The 15,245-nt window shown below is 63.1% G+C and carries 12 protein-coding genes; 2 read left to right on the forward strand and 10 right to left on the reverse strand.

The window, feature by feature from the left end; all coding sequences use genetic code 11:
- Positions 1 to 41: 41 nt before the first annotated feature.
- Entirely contained in the window at positions 42 to 758 is a 717-nt protein-coding gene (locus NKI66_RS06085) for a helix-turn-helix domain-containing protein (RefSeq protein WP_127270283.1), read from the reverse strand.
- Between the two features lie 259 nt (positions 759 to 1,017).
- Between NKI66_RS06085 and NKI66_RS06090 the strand changes: the two genes are divergently transcribed.
- Positions 1,018 to 2,376, forward strand: coding sequence for a trimethylamine monooxygenase (locus tag NKI66_RS06090; RefSeq protein WP_352751229.1), 1,359 nt, complete (start codon positions 1,018 to 1,020; stop codon positions 2,374 to 2,376).
- An 11-nt stretch (positions 2,377 to 2,387) separates the two neighbouring features.
- Here the strand turns inward: NKI66_RS06090 and NKI66_RS06095 are convergent, their stop codons facing one another.
- The 6 genes from NKI66_RS06095 to NKI66_RS06120 all read right to left on the reverse strand — a co-directional run bounded on the left by NKI66_RS06095 (position 2,388) and on the right by NKI66_RS06120 (position 10,310).
- On the reverse strand, positions 2,388 to 4,370 hold the full coding sequence (locus NKI66_RS06095; RefSeq protein ID WP_352751231.1) for an ABC transporter permease: 1,983 nt from the start codon (positions 4,368 to 4,370) through the stop codon (positions 2,388 to 2,390).
- The gene (locus NKI66_RS06100; protein WP_352751233.1) at positions 4,367 to 5,452 is read right to left on the reverse strand and encodes a quaternary amine ABC transporter ATP-binding protein; all 1,086 of its coding nucleotides are present in this window, start codon (positions 5,450 to 5,452) and stop codon (positions 4,367 to 4,369) included. The genes NKI66_RS06095 and NKI66_RS06100 overlap by 4 nt, the downstream gene beginning before the upstream one ends.
- A 76-nt stretch (positions 5,453 to 5,528) precedes the next feature.
- Entirely contained in the window at positions 5,529 to 6,503 is a 975-nt protein-coding gene (locus tag NKI66_RS06105) for an ABC transporter substrate-binding protein (RefSeq protein WP_352735734.1), read from the reverse strand.
- Between the two features lie 420 nt (positions 6,504 to 6,923).
- A complete protein-coding gene (locus tag NKI66_RS06110) occupies positions 6,924 to 7,688 on the reverse strand; it encodes an SDR family oxidoreductase (RefSeq protein WP_352751235.1) in 765 nt (254 codons plus the stop codon).
- Positions 7,689 to 7,767: 79 nt separating this feature from the next.
- Positions 7,768 to 8,565 (reverse strand): DUF427 domain-containing protein, encoded by a 798-nt coding sequence (locus NKI66_RS06115; RefSeq protein WP_502900931.1) that lies wholly within the window; start codon positions 8,563 to 8,565, stop codon positions 7,768 to 7,770.
- Positions 8,566 to 8,654: 89 nt separating this feature from the next.
- On the reverse strand, positions 8,655 to 10,310 hold the full coding sequence (locus NKI66_RS06120; RefSeq protein ID WP_023808721.1) for an ABC transporter substrate-binding protein: 1,656 nt from the start codon (positions 10,308 to 10,310) through the stop codon (positions 8,655 to 8,657).
- Between the two features lie 113 nt (positions 10,311 to 10,423).
- On the opposite strand from NKI66_RS06120, the gene NKI66_RS06125 reads away from it, so the two are divergent.
- Positions 10,424 to 11,326, forward strand: a complete 903-nt coding sequence (locus NKI66_RS06125) for a LysR family transcriptional regulator (protein WP_023808720.1) — start codon at positions 10,424 to 10,426, stop codon at positions 11,324 to 11,326.
- Between the two features lie 26 nt (positions 11,327 to 11,352).
- Here the strand turns inward: NKI66_RS06125 and NKI66_RS06130 are convergent, their stop codons facing one another.
- From NKI66_RS06130 to NKI66_RS06140, 3 genes are read right to left on the reverse strand one after another with little or no spacing between them, the layout of a single operon-like run.
- Positions 11,353 to 13,383: a dipeptide ABC transporter ATP-binding protein gene (locus tag NKI66_RS06130; protein WP_352751238.1), complete on the reverse strand. Its 2,031-nt coding sequence runs from the start codon at positions 13,381 to 13,383 to the stop codon at positions 11,353 to 11,355.
- Positions 13,376 to 14,254, reverse strand: coding sequence for an ABC transporter permease (locus tag NKI66_RS06135; protein WP_023808718.1), 879 nt, complete (start codon positions 14,252 to 14,254; stop codon positions 13,376 to 13,378). The genes NKI66_RS06130 and NKI66_RS06135 overlap by 8 nt, the downstream gene beginning before the upstream one ends.
- Complete coding sequence (locus NKI66_RS06140) at positions 14,251 to 15,204, reverse strand: ABC transporter permease (RefSeq protein WP_352751278.1); 954 nt, start codon at positions 15,202 to 15,204, stop codon at positions 14,251 to 14,253. The genes NKI66_RS06135 and NKI66_RS06140 overlap by 4 nt, the downstream gene beginning before the upstream one ends.
- Positions 15,205 to 15,245: the final 41 nt, after the last annotated feature.

Genomic DNA, 15,245 nt, shown 5'->3' on the forward strand with positions numbered 1-15,245 from the left:
CTCCGGAGGGAGAGGAAGAGAGTTTTGCGGGACAGCTAACCTCACCCCGCGCTCTGCGGATAGCAAATGATCGACAAATAGCGCATCGGCAGCTTCGTCAACTGTTCCGGCCCGTGCGGTGCGTCGGCATCGAAGAACAGGCTGTCGCCGGGCTTCATCGGGTAAAGGTTGCTGCCGTGCCGGTAAACCACCTCGCCTTCCAGCATGTAGAGGAACTCCATGCCCTCATGCTGGAAGGTCGGGAACACATCGGAATCCTCGGTCAGTGTGATCAGATAGGGTTCGACGACGACGCCGCTGGTGTTGGAGCCGATATGGCCGAGCAGATTGTACTGATGGCCTGCACGGGTGCCGCGGCGCTCGACATCGAGGCCTTGGCCGGCCTTGACGAAGACGGCGCTGCGCTCTTCCTCAAAGCGGCGGAAAAAGGCGGTGACCGGAACGCCGAGCGCCCGCGACAGCGCCTGCAAGGTGGTCAGCGACGGCGAGGTGATGCCGTTCTCGATCTTCGACAGCATGCCCAGAGAAATGTCGGTGGCGACCGCCAGATCGGCGACGGTGATACCGAGCTTCTTGCGGAACGCCCGCACCTCGCGGCCGATCGCCACCTCCAGCACTTTTTCGCGCGTGTCGCGAATGGCATGCGGGTTCTGCGTCAGCGGCGCGCGGATGGTCTTGCCGTCGGCCGAAACCTTTGGCAGCGGCTTGGCCGTCGCACCGGCGAGACCAGCCTTGGGATCGGAAACCTTCTTCGCCATGTCGCCCCCGGCACTCCTGGGATTTATTTCACTCTAGGTGAACATGTCAGGTGCCGATACAGGAGCGCAACTGCGACGGCAAGTCGCGTGAACGCGCATGCGGATGATAATGATGTTTGGCAGCGTCCGGTTTTTCGGGGGAAATCCGCCCGCGCGGAACCTTGTTTCAGCATCGGGCTGTTGACAGCACGAAAGGGCCAATTACTGTCCTGTGAGTGAAATTTGTTTCGTAAGAGCAATTCAGATCGGGAGGCCTGCCATGAAAAGTCGCGTTGCCGTCATCGGAGCCGGCCCGTCCGGCCTGGCACAGCTCAGGGCTTTCAAGTCGGCGGCCGACAAAGGCGCCGACATTCCCGAGATCGTCTGCTTCGAAAAGCAGTCGGACTGGGGCGGCCTGTGGAACTACACCTGGCGCACCGGCCTCGACGAGCATGGCGACCCGGTGCACGGCTCGATGTACCGCTACCTCTGGTCGAACGGCCCGAAGGAATGCCTGGAATTCGCCGACTACACTTTCGAGGAGCATTTCGGCCGGCCGATCGGCTCCTATCCGCCGCGCGCCGTGCTGTGGGACTACATCAAGGGACGCGTCGAGAAATCAGGCCTTCGCAAATGGGTGCGCTTCAACAGCCCGGTGCGCTTGGTGACGTTTTCCGACGAGACGAAGAAATTCACCGTCACCGCGCATGATCGCACCAACGACGTCACCTATTCGGAAGAGTTCGACAATGTCGTCGTCGCTTCCGGGCATTTCTCGGTGCCCAACGTGCCCTATTTCGAGGGCTTTTCGACCTTCAACGGCCGCATCCTGCATAGCCACGATTTCCGCGACGCGATGGAGTTCAAGGGCAAGGATATATTGATCATCGGCCGCTCCTATTCGGCCGAGGACATCGGCTCGCAGTGCTACAAATACGGCGCCAAATCGATCACCTCCAGCTACCGCTCGAAGCCGATGGGCTTCAAATGGCCGGAGAATTGGAAGGAAGTGCCGCTGCTGCAGAAGGTCGTCGGCAAGACCGCGCATTTCAAGGACGGCACCACTAGGGATGTCGATGCCATCATCCTATGCACCGGCTACCTGCACTCTTTCCCGTTCCTCACCGAGGACCTGAAGCTGAAGACAGCCAACCGCATGTGGCCGGACGGGCTCTACGAGGGTGTCGTCTGGGAGAAAAATCCGAAGCTGTCCTTCATCGGCATGCAGGACCAGTTCTACACCTTCAACATGTTCGACGCGCAGGCCTGGTTCGCCCGCGACGTCATCATGGGCCGCATCAAGCTGCCGTCGGCCAAGGCAATGGCCGAGCACGGCGCGAAATGGAGGGCGCGTGAGGAAACGCTCGAAGACGCCGAGCAGATGATCTGGTTCCAGGGCGACTACACCAAGGAATTGATGGACCAGACCGACTATCCGGGCTTCGACGTCGAGGCGGTCAACCAGACCTTCATGGAATGGGAACATCACAAGGCGGAGAACATCATGGGCTTCCGCGACCACGCCTACCGCTCGCTGATGACCGGGACCATGGCGCCGCTGCATCATACGCCGTGGCTGCAGGCGCTGGACGATTCGATGGAGAGCTATCTCGAGATGAAGGGCGTCGCGGCGGAGTAGGGCGGCGCCTGCTATCCCAGCCTCGCCCTGGCCTTCGCCGTCCAGGCGCCGAACAGTCGGTCGGCGACGATGCCGATGAAAGCGATTGCCAAGCCCGCGACGATGCCGCGGCCGGAATCGGCCTTGGACAGCGCGATGAACACTTCCTGGCCGAGATCGCGCGTGCCGACCATGGCGCAAATGATGATCATCGCCAGCGCCATCAGGATCGTCTGGTTGACGCCAAGCATGATCTCCGGCAGCGCAAGCGGCAGTTGCACGCGAAAGAAGGTCTGGCGCGGCGTGCAGCCCGACACCTTTGCCGCCTCGATCAGCGCCGGCGGCACCTGCCTGATCCCGTGATTGGTGTAGCGGATCGCCGGTACCACGGCGAAGGCTATCGTTGCGATCATCGCGGTGACGTCGCCGACCCTGAACAGCATCACCACCGGGATGATGAAGCAGAAGGACGGCAGCACCTGCAGCGTATCGATGACCGGTGTGACGATCTTCTCGAAACGGTTGCTGCGTGAAGCCATCAGCCCGATGGGGATGCCGATCAGGCAGGCAATGAAGGCAGAGATGCCGCAGAGATAGACGGTCGCCATGGTCTTTTCCCACAGGCCGGTGATGGCGCAGAAAGCGGTCAGCGCTGCCACCAGCACGGCCAGCCGCAGGCCGGAGAGCTGATAGCCTGCGAGGCCGAGCAGGAAGACGGCGCCCAGCCAGGGAAAGCCCTCGCAAAAGGCGCGCAGCGGGTTCAGCAGATTGAGGATGAGCGTCACGCGAAACGCCTCGATCATGTCGAAGAAATTGATCGTCACCCAGTTTACGGCCGCTTTCCACAGGGGCGCGGTGGTGAAGGTGATCGCCTTCGGCACCGCCGCGAAGGCCGGCACGAACAGGCCGAGAAGTGTCGTCACCACAAGGATGGCGATGGCCAGCGTCAGATTGGGAGAGCGCTGCCAGAGGCTCGGGCTCATCTCCTGATGGGCATGGCCTTTGGCCTGCTTGTGCGCGATGGCCTGGCTCAGCCGGTCGAGCGCAATGGCCAGTGCCACGATGGCAAGGCCGGCTTCCATCGCCTCGCCGACCTTCAGGGCGCGCAGTGCCAGAAGCACGTCATAACCGAGTCCACCGGCGCCGATCATCGAGGCGATGATCACCATGTTCAGCGCCAGCATGATCACCTGGTTGACGCCGACCATCAGTGTCGGCCGTGCCGAGGGCAGCAGCACTCGCCACAGTTTCTGCCGCGCCGTGCAGCCTGCCATCTCGCTGAAATCGTCGATCTCCGACGGCACCCGCGACAGGCCGAGCATCGTTGCCCGCACCATCGGCGGCGTGGCGAAGATGGCGGTCGCGATCATCGCCGACACCGGGCTGTTGCCGAACAGCAGCAGCATCGGGATAAGATAGGCGAAAGTCGGGATCGTCTGCATCAGGTCAAGGGCAGGGGAGACGACAAGCCTTTCCGCCCATGGCTTGCGCCACGCCCAGATGCCGGCGAACAGCCCGGTGACGATGCAGAACGGCACCGCGATGGAAATCAGCGCCAGCGTCAGCATGGCACTGGTCCATTGGCCGAACAGGGCGATGTAGAGGAAGCAGCCGCCGACCAGCAGGCTGAGCTTTCTGCCGCCAACGGCATGTCCAGCAAAAAAGGCGGCGGCGCAGACGCCGACCCAGGACAGGCGCGGCAGGATATAGGCGTCAGCGCCGTTGCCGATCTTGAAATTCTTGGCCAGTAGATTGAGCGCGAAATCGAGGGGAACGCCGAGCACCGCGGTGATTGAGCGGGTCAACCACGACAGGTTCGACTTGATCCAGCGCATCAGCGCGCTGACCCAATCGGCGACCGGCACGACGGCACTTGCCGGATAGTTGACGGCCCAGGGCAGGCGGTCCTGCAACAGGAACACGACAAGCACGGCGCCAAGCGCTGCCGCCCAGACCAGCAGCCAGACCTGAATCGGTCGCGACCCCGTCTCGCTGGCGCTTGCTGTCACCGTCATGCGCCGACCCTTGAGCGATCGATGCCGGCCAGCAAATCGATCACCGCTTGCGGCGTTACCTCGCCGATCGGCTTGCCGGTGCCGTTGACCACCGCGAACGGCTTGTTGGCGGCAACGATGCCGGCCGAGAAGCTGGCGATCTTGGCCTCCGGCGCCACCGTTCCGCCATGTTCCGACCCGTCGCAGGCGCGCATCAGGCTGCGTGCCGAAATCACCTTGGCGCGGTCGACGTCGCGGGTGAACTCGGCGACATAGTCGGTCGCCGGATTGACCACCAACTCCTCCGGCGTGCCGATCTGGATGACCTCGCCATCCTTCATGATGGCGATGCGGTCGGCCAATCGGATCGCCTCGTCGAAATCATGGGTGATGAAGACGATGGTCTTGTGCAACATGGTCTGCAGCCGCATCAGCTCATCCTGCATTTCGCGGCGGATCAGCGGGTCGAGCGCCGAGAACGGCTCGTCGAGGAACCAGATTTCCGGTTTTGTCGCCAGGCTTCGGGCGATGCCGACCCGCTGCTGCTGGCCGCCGGACAATTCGCGCGGATAGAAATGCTCGCGGCCGCGCAGGCCGACAAGCTCGATCACCTCGCGCGCCCGTGCCTCGCGTGTCGGCCGGTCCTGCCCCTGGATGCTGAGCGGGAAGGCGATGTTGTCCAGCACGTTGAGATGCGGCAGCAGGGCAAAGTTCTGGAACACCATGCCCATGCGATGGCGTCGCAACTCGATCAGCGCTGCATCCGAAATCTTCAGCAGATCCTTGCCCTCGAATTCGACCTTGCCGTGGGTCGGCTCGACCAGCCTCGACATGCAGCGCACCAGCGTCGACTTGCCGGAGCCTGACAGGCCCATGATGATAAAAATCTCGCCCTGGCGGATTTCGAGGTCGACGGCGCGCACCGCGCCGACCAGCCCGGCGGCGGTGACGTCGGCCATGCTGGCCTTGCCGTCGCGTTCGCGGATGAAATTGGCCGCGTTCGATCCGAACAGCTTCCAGACATTGCGGCAGGCAAGCTTTATCGGGCGGGCATCTTTTGGCGTGCCCGCCCCCTTGGCGCCCTGTTCAGTCTTGTCCGCCATTCAAACGTCCTTCTGGAACACCAAGAACCGAGGCCTGGCTGATCAGCAGCCGGGTCTCATCTTCCAGTCGGAACGATCACTGCGCCCAGGCTTTCCAGTCTGCCTCATGGGCGGCGATCCAGGCGGCTGCGACGTCTTCCGGCGTCTTGCCGCCGAGGTCGATTTCGCCGCTCATCTTGTTGAGTTCGTCGGTGTCGACCGTGTAGGCCTTGGCCACCTTGTAGGCGACCGGCCATTTGTCCTTCATGCCGGCCCAGGAGTATTTCCAGATCTCGCCATGCGGCTTGCCGCAGTCATATTTGGCGTCGGGGTTGGTGCCCCATTTCGGGTCGTTGTAGCACTCGGGCGTGTATTCGGGGAATTCCACCCACTCGCCCTTGTACTTGGCCGGCGCCCAATGCGGCGAATAGATCCACAGCATGATCGGCGCCTTGCGCTGGTAGGCCGAATCGAGCTCCGCGAACATCGCCGCGTCGGTGCCGGCATGGATGACGGTGAAGGGCAGTTTCAGCGCTTCGACGCGCTCGTCGTCAAAGCCTTCCCATGTTACCGGGCCGCCGAGATAGCGCCCCTTCGGTGCGGTCTCCGCCGTCGAGAAGGCTTCCGCACATTTCGGATCCTTCAGCGCTTCCCAATTGGGCAGGCCCGGGCATTTCTCCTTCATGTATTCGGGAAACCACCACTCTTCCTTGGCCTTTGGGCCGAGCTTGCCCAGCCGTTCGGTCTGGCCGGTCGCATCGGAGGCCTTCATGGCCTCGCCGGCGGTCGTGTCCCAGAATTCCATGCCGACATCGAGATCGCCATTGGTGAGGCCTGTGGTCAGGCTGGAGAGGTAGTCGGCGGTCGGATATTCGACGGTGTAGCCGAGCTTTTCCAGGATGCCGCCAAGGATCTTGGCGTTCAGGTTGACGCTGGTCCAGTCGAACAGCGCGATCTTGATCGGGTCGTTCGATTCCGGCGCGGCTGCGTAAGCCGGTGATGTAAGCGCACTTGCGGCGGCAAGCGCGAAGGCTCCCATTGTTAAGTTCGAAATCACACTGCGAAGTGACATGCTTGTTCTCCTTCAAGCTGTGAAAATTATCGTTCGTTCCCTTCTTGCGGCTTTTCTTGATTGTGTTGGAAAGGCTGGTCTTTGCGCAAGGCCGTCGGCGCCAAATTGTTGCCCCGGCTTTGGCCAGCGCAGGCAAGATGGTGCTCAATTCTGGTGATGATGGGACAGGATTGGAGTGTCGGCGTCATGGCTGCCGACGGATCGCTGCGGGAGCGGTCATCTGCGGATCGATTGCCAGTCCTGCGGCGCCCCTGCAAGGTGCGAGCCATCAAGGTCCTATGATCTCGGCTACCCGCCTGGTAAGCCCCATCTCGCCAAGGCCGTTTCATAGGATGAAATTATATATACCAAGGTTCATGTCGCGCAACGACTAACGCTTCGCGAGACGTACAAATTCAGACTGCAGGCGAAGCTGAGCTCTTACCAGCAGACGTAGCCGCCATCGACAATCAGGTCGAGGCCGGTGACGAAGCTCGCTGCGCGGCTGGCGAGGAACACCGTCGGCCCGACCATTTCCTCCGGCGCCGCCATGCGCCCCATCGGCGTGTCGCGCTTGAAGATCTTCACTTCTTTCGCCACCTCCGGCCGCTTGTTCATCGGCGTCAGCGTGTAGCCCGGACTGACGACATTGACGCGCAGGCCGCGATCGGCCCACTCCATGGCGAAGCTCTTCGACATGTGGATGACGGCGGCCTTCGAAGAGTTGTAGTGCGCCTGCGTCAGGCCGCGGTTGACGATGGTGCCCGACATCGAGGCGATGTTGATGATCGAGCCCTTGCCTCGCACCAACATCTTGCGCGCTTCGGCCTGACAGGACAGGAACACGCCGGCGACATTGACGTCGTGAACCTTCTGCCATGTCTCCAGCGGCATCGTCTCGGCGGGTTCGGAGCCGGCTATGCCGGCATTGTTGACGGCGACGGTGAGCGCACCGAGTTCGCTCTCAACGCGATCGATCGCAGCCGCGAGATCGCTCTGCGATGTCACTGTACCGGTCAGCACCAGCGCTTTGCGGCCGAGTGCCGCGATTCGGTGCGCGGTCTCGTCCAGCCCACCCTTCGATGTATGGCCGAAACAGGCGACGTCGGCACCTGCCTCGGCGAGCCCGATCGCGATTGCCTGGCCGATGCCGCTACCGGCGCCGGTGACCAGCGCGACATCGCCATCCAGCTTGAAAAGATCCATCGAGTGCCCTCCCTGCCTCGGAGAGGGTATGGCTGAGCCGTGTTTCGATCAAGCGCCCGCGCGCAGGCGGCGTCGATGCTCAGAAATAACCGCTCGACGCGGCCGTGGCTTCCTTCGGGATTTCGACGCCGTCGACCAGGATCTTGTCGACCAGTTCGTGGTGGAAGCAGACCAGCCCCTTGATGCGCTCTGCCTCGTGCACCGGTTCCGGATAATACCAGACGAGGTTCTCGTGACGTTTGGCCTTCATCGTCACGTGATAATAGCTGGAGATGCCCTTGTAAGGACAACGCGAGATGTAGCGGCTGGGCGCGAACATATCGAGCCGCGTGTCGGCGATCGGCAGATAGTGGCGCACCGGATGGCCGGTCTCGAACAGGAACACGCCGCGGCGTGAATCGGCGACCTGTTCGCCGTCGAGGATGACCTGCACGCGCCGCGACGACGGCAGGCAGTCGATCCGGCGGAACGGATCGCGGGCGTGGACGAAGATCTCCTCGTCCTCCTCGAACCAGTGGCCCATCTTGCTCCAGGTGAACGACATGTAGTCCGATATCGGCGGACAGCCCTTGACCGGATCGAGATAGCGCCAGGCCGCATCCTCGACCAGCGTGATGCCGGTGTTGAGCGAATAGTGGGTGGCTGTGCCCTTGAACGGATCCTCTGTCGTGGTCTTGCTCGGCAGCAGGAATTCCTCGCGAACGTCGCCGATCGGGAAATAGTAGACCGGCAGGTGATCGGATTCGTAGAACACCAAGGCATTGGTCGTATCGGCCACGGTCATCGACCCCACCTGCACACGCAGTCGCTTCTGCGTCGGCATGGTGAAGGCTATGTAGCCCGGCTCGAATTCATACTGCACGAGGGTGTCCAGCAAGGGAAAATGCGGCCCACGGCCGCGCAAATGAGGCTTGCGAATGGTAGTCTCCCGTTTTGTTTCTTTTGTCATCGGGCGTTGGGGCACGATCAGCTCAACGACACGCGGTCGAGCAGCAGGCCGGCCGCGATCGGCGGCAGGCCGCTGACATTCTTGCGCACCGGCACCAGCAGATCGGGGAAATAGCTGAAGATGACAGGCGTCTCGTCGAGCAGCAGTTTCTGGATGTCGGAGGCGGCGGCGCGCTGCGCGCCGACATCGAGCGCCTTGAGATAGCTGGTGACCATGCCGTCATAGGCCGGGCTCTTGAAATGCGCCGCGTTCCACGGGCCGTCGCTGACCAGCGGGCTCTTGAGAAACACGTTCGGCACGCTGCGATGCGCGTAGTCGGTAATGCCGAGCGGGCTGTCCAGCCAGTCCGACTGGCCGAACACCGCCTTGCCGTAATATTTGTCCTGGTCCTCGATGTTGAGCGAGATGCGGGCACCGATTTCCTTGGCGAAATTCTGGAACAATTGCGCATAGCCCGGAATGTCGGAATAGCGCAGCGTGGTCAGCGTGATGTCGAAGCCTTCGGCGAGACCCGCCGCCTCGAGCAACTGCTTGGCCTTGGCGATCTCCTGGACGCGTTGCGGCACCGACTTGTCGGTCGCAGGGAAGGCCGGCGCGAACGGGCTGTCATTCCCGGTCGCCGCCATGCCGCGGCACAAGCCGTCGACCAGCTTGGAGCGGTCGATGCACAGCGCCAGCGCCTGGCGTACGCGCTTGTCGGTGAACGGGCCGGTGTCGCAGCGCATGTGAAGCTGGCGGTGCGCGGTCGAAGCGACACGCAACACGGTGATATCAGGACTGTTCAGCACGACCTGGCTGACATCGAGCGGAACAGCATCGAGAATGTCGACCTCGCCCGCCTGCAGCGCCAGGATGCGCGGTTGCACGTCACCGTAGAACTTGAACTCGAGCCGGTCGGGCAGCGCTTTCTCACCCCAATAGTCTGGGTTGCGGATGAAGGTCGCGCCGACCTTCGGCGTGTAGGTCTCCAGCCGGAACGGCCCGGTGCCTTCAAACGTCTTTTCGTAGTCGCCCTTGTAGCTCGCCGGCAGGATGACGGCGTTATAGTTGTCGATCGACACCGAATAGGGAAAGCTGCCATTCGGCGCATCGAGATGGAAGGCGACGGTGTGGTCGTCGACCTTCCGGGTGCCGCCCTTCGACAGCAGCCCCTTGAACACCGACAGCGCGTTGGAGGCACCGTTGGGGTCGGCCAGCCGATCGAAGGTTGCGACGACGTCGTCGGCCTTGAAGTCCTCGCCATTGTGGAATTTCACGCCCTTGCGCAGCTTGAAGGTCCAGATGCTGCCGTCCTCGTTCGGCGCCCAGCTTTCCGCCAGCACCGGCTTCAAGGTGAGGTCCGGCTGCGTGATGCAGAGAAACTCGGCGGTCTGGAAAACCAGCTGATAGCTGCCGCTGTCATAGTAGGTGACGGGATCGATGGCGCCGCCCGGCGTCGCCACGCCGGCGCGCACCGTGCCGCCCGGCTTGCCCTCGGCGCGTGCCTGCTGTGTACCGAAGCCAACTGCTGCGACAAGGCTGCCCAGGAACGGCAGGGAGAGGCCAAGCACGCTGCCATGGCGCAGGAAGTCGCGCCGGCCCATCCTGCCGGCCAGCAATTCGTCGACAGCGGAATTTTCGATTGCAGTGAGCGTTCTGCGAGCGTTGTCGATCATCCGGAAATGCTTGGGCATGGCTGGATTCCTCGCTTGTCTTGGGATTCAGTCATCTAGTTCATTGTTGACTGCCGCCGGAAAGCGATATTTTTTGATAGGGGTCATCGAAATTTTCGATGCAAGAGGTGGGTATGGACACTGAGAATCTGCGCAGCTTTCTCGAAGTCGCCACCCATGGCAGCTTTACCGTCGCGGCCAGCCGGCTCAACCTCGCCCAGTCCACGGTCAGTGCGCGGATCAGGGGACTGGAGGATCAGTTGGGACGCCGGCTGTTCGTGCGCGACCGCGATGGCGTCACGCTGACGCCGGCCGGCCGGCAATTCCTGCCGCACGCATCGTCCATCACCCGCACCTGGGAGCAATCACGGCAGGATATCGCCGTTCCCGATGGCTACGAAACCTTGCTGCGGCTGACCGCGCCGGCCTATCTCTGGGACCGCATCACCTCGCCCTGGGTCGAGTGGATGCGCGCCAGGCGGCCGAACGTGGCGCTGCGGCTTGAAGGCAGTTTCCCGGATCTGGCGATCGACCAGCTGGCAGAAGGCCTGCTCGACATCTGCATCCTCTATCTTCCGCGACCGCATCCCGGCATTGTCTACGAGACGCTGGCCGTCGATCAGGTCGTGCTCGTCCAGCACGCCGCACAGACCAAGCCATGGACCGAAAACTATATCCTGATGGACTGGGGACTGGAATTCCGCATCGAGCACGACCGCGCCTTTGCCGGCATGGTCAAGCCGGCCATATCGGCCGGGCTGGTCTTCATCGGCCTCCAGCATGTCCTGTCGCAGCAAGCCGCCGCCTATCTGCCGCTCAGCGCCGTCAGCGGCCATATCGAGCGCGGTGAGATGCGGCGCATCGACAACACACCGGTATTCCAGCGGCCAATCTACCTCGCCTATCCCTCGAATCCCGTGTCTTCGGATGTCCTGGATGTCGCGCTCACCGGGCTGCGCACGCTGGCCAGGGACTGGGCTGAAGTTCAGGGCTTTTCGGAAGGTGACCGTTCCCTCGGCATGGCCGGGCAGATCTGACCGGCCAAGCCACGCGAGCGACAGCGCTATGCCGGCTCGGTTGCGACCGCCCTCTGCAGCCTAGCCAGTTCGGCGTAAGGAATGTGGCAGCGGATCGAATGGCCGGGCTGGGCTTCGCTGAGTGGCGGCTCCTGCTGTTCGCAGATCGGGCCGATCTTGCGCGGGCAACGCGTGTGGAACACGCAGCCCGACGGCGGGTTGGTGGCGCTGGGGATTTCGCCATCGAGACGAATACGCGCCGTCTCGGTCTGGTCGAGTTTGGGCACGGCCGACAGCAGCGCTTCGGTATAGGGATGATGCGGGCCGGAAAAGACGTCTTCCGACGGTCCTAGTTCCATGATGCGGCCGAGATAAAGTACGGCGATCTTGTCGGAGAGGTAACGCACCACGGCAAGGTCGTGCGAGATGAAGATGTAGCTGACGTCTTCCTTGGATTGCAGGTCGGCGAGCAGATTGAGGATCGCTGCCTGTACCGACACGTCGAGCGCCGAGGTCGGCTCGTCGCAGACGACGATGCGCGGATCGCCAGCGAAGGCGCGCGCGATGGCAACGCGCTGCTTCAGGCCGCCCGAAAGCTGGCGTGGCTTGACGGCAAGATGCCGGTCTGTGAGCCGCACCGAGCGGACGAGGTCGTTGAGACGAGCCTCCAGCGCCTTGCCGGAGAGGCCCGCCAGCCGCTTCAGCGCGCGGCCGATCAGGTGGCGGATCGAATGCGAGCGGTTGAGTGCGGAATCCGGATTCTGGAAGACGATCTGCATCGCCTTGATCTGGTCGTCGCTGCGGTTCTCCAGCCGTGGCGCCAGCGCCTTGCCTTCCAGCTCGATGGTGCCGCCGTCGTCGGGCGGCACCAGGCCGAGCAGCAGCCTGGCGAAGGTCGTCTTGCCGCTGCCGGACTCGCCGACCAGCCCGAGCGTTTCGCCGGGTCGCAAATCGAGCGACACGTCCTTGACGGCGCGCAGTGCATGGCCATGGCTGGCATAGGTCTTGTTCAGCCCGGCGACGCGCAGCACCGGTGCGGCTGCCGCCTTTGGTGCGGGCGCCACATCGCTCGGTGTCGCGCGCGGCAGCGCCTGCGCCTTGTCGTGATGGAAGCAGCGCGACAGCCGGCCGCCCACATCGTAAAGCGGCGGCAATTCGGTGCGGCAACGGTCGTCGGCGAGCGCGCAGCGGTCGGCGAAGGCGCAGCCCTTGATGTCGGCCCCGATGCCAGGCAGAAACCCCGGAATGGTGTCGAGGCGGCCCTGATCCTTGCGCTGGCCACCGCGCGGCAGGCAGCGCAGCAGCGCGACTGTATAGGGATGGCGCGGATCGTTGAACACGACCTCCGTCGGCCCTTCCTCGACCAGCATGCCGGCATAGAGCACGCCGACCCGGTCGCACATGTTGGAAACGACCGCGAGGTTGTGGCTGATGAACAGGATAGAGGCCGACAGTTCCTGCCTGAGCTGTGCGATCAGGTCGAGCACTTCGGCCTCCACCGTCGCATCGAGGCCGGTGGTCGGCTCGTCGAGGATCAGCATCGACGGATCGTTGGCCAGCGCCATGGCAATCGCCACGCGTTGCTGCATGCCGCCGGAAAGCTGGTGCGGGTAGCGCTGCATGACGCTGACGGGGTCGGAGATGCGCACGCGGTTCAGCATCGCAATCGCCCGGTCGGTGGCCGCTTGTCCCGAAATGCCGCCGAGTTCAAAAATCTCGGTCAGCTGACGGCCGACGCGGATCGACGGATTCAGCGCCTTGCCCGGGTCCTGATAGACCATAGAGACGCTTTCCGCGCGCGCCCGCCTGAGCGCCTCGGCGTCCAGCTTCATCACATTCTGGCCATCGAGGGAGATGGCGCCGCCGGTGATGGAACCGTTTCTAGGAAGATAACGCACGACAGTGAGCGCCACTGTCGACTTGCCGCAACCGGATTCGCCGACCAACCCATAGGCTTCGCCCTGGCCGATGGTGAGGCTGAGGTTGCGCAGAACGGCGCGATTGCGGCCGGCGACGCGGTAGGCAACCGAAAGATCGGTGAGTTCGAGTGCGTTTTCGGCCTTGGCGGAGTTAGTCATTGAGCGCTCCGTGAACGCCGTCGGCCGCCAGATTGACGCCGATCACCAGCGAAGCGATGGCAAGCGCATCGAACAGCACCGTCCACCAGAAGCCGCCGCCGATCATGCCGTAATTGTTGGAGATCGACAGCCCCCAGTCGGGCGAGGGCGGCTGGATGCCAAAGCCCATGAAGGAGAGCGTGGCGACGGCGAAAATGGCATAGCCGAGCCGCACGGTGGTTTCGACCAGGATCGGCGGGATGACGTTGGGCAGGATCTCGACGAACATCGTATGCAGCGCACTTTCATGCCGAAGCTGTGCGGCGGCGACATAGTCGAGCTCGCGCTCGGCCAGCACCGCCGAGCGCACGGTGCGCGCGATGATCGGCGCGAAGCTCAGGCCGATGACGACGATGACGGTCGTCTTCGAGGTGCCGAGCGCAACGATGGCCAGCAGCGCGACGATGACCACCGGGATCGCCATGAAGGCTTCCAGGATGCGGCTGACGACATCGTCGACGAGACCGCGAAAATAGCCGGTAAGGAGGCCGAGCGCCGTGCCGGCCACTGTCGCCAGCAAGGTTGCCAGCGGTGCGACGGTCAGGATGTCGCGCGAACCGACGATGACGCGCGAGAAGACGTCGCGGCCGATCTGATCGGTGCCGAACCAGTGTTCGGAAGAGGGCGGCGCCAGCGCGTTGATGATGTCGTCGGCAAGCGGGTCGTAGGGCGCGAAATGTTCACCGAACAGCGCGCAGGCAACCCAGAACAGCACGATGGCGAAACCGACAAGGAAGGTTCGCGAGCGCAGCAGGGAGTAAAAGACCTCCGCCAGGGGGCCGTGCCGGCGCATGTCGCCGGGGTTGGGGGAGGTGGTCTGGACGGCGCTCATTGATCTGACCCCAGCCGGATGCGCGGATTGAGCACGGAATAGAGGAAGTCGGCGACAAGGGTGGCCACAGCATAGACGATGCCGATGGTGAGAATGCCGGATTCCAGCATCGGGAAATCCTTGCCGCGCGCGGCGGTGAAGATCAGCGAGCCGATGCCCTGGTAGCGAAACAGCGTTTCGATGACGACCAAGCCGCCGATGAGATAGCCGGTCTGTGTCGCGATGACGGTGATGGTCGGCAACAGCGCGTTGCGCAGCACATGCCGCCAGATCACCGTGCGCCAGGGCAGGCCCTTCAGCACGGCCGTTCGCGTGTAGTCGGAATCGAGCGCCTCGATCATGCCGGAGCGTGCCATGCGGGCGATGTAGCCGAACAGCACCAGGAACAGCGGCAGCGAGGGCAGGATCAGGTAATAGAGCTGCGTGAAGAAGCCGGCATCGCGCGGCCATGCGGCCGAGATCGGCAGCCAGCGCAGCCACACGCCGAAGATCAGGATCAGGATGATGCCGGTGACGAATTCCGGCAGCACCGTCACCGACAGGCCGCCAAGGCTGATGATGCGATCGAGCGGCCGGTTGAGGTTGAGCGCGGCAACGACGCCGCCGAGGATGCCGATCGGCACCACCAGAACGAAGGCGACCGCCGCCAGCTTCATCGAATTGCCGAGCGCATCGATGACGAAAGGCGCGACCGGCGAGCGGAAGATGTAGGACGTGCCCATGTCGCCCTGGACGAAATTGGAGATCCAGCTCCAATACTGCGTCAGCAGCGGACGATCGACACCGAGCGTGTGATTGAGCGTGTCGACCGCGCGCTGGTCTGCGAACGGACCCAATATTGCGCGCCCGACATTACCGGGCAGCACCTGGCCGCCCAGGAACACCATGATGCTGAGCAGGAACAGCGTGACGAGCGACAGCGAGACACGCCGGACAAGGAAGGAGAGAATGGCTAGGACTCCTTGTGGAGCCAGCCCCCATGCGGGAGCTG

It is taken from the genome of Mesorhizobium sp. M0518 (genome assembly GCF_040321125.1).
Taxonomy (GTDB): domain Bacteria; phylum Pseudomonadota; class Alphaproteobacteria; order Rhizobiales; family Rhizobiaceae; genus Mesorhizobium.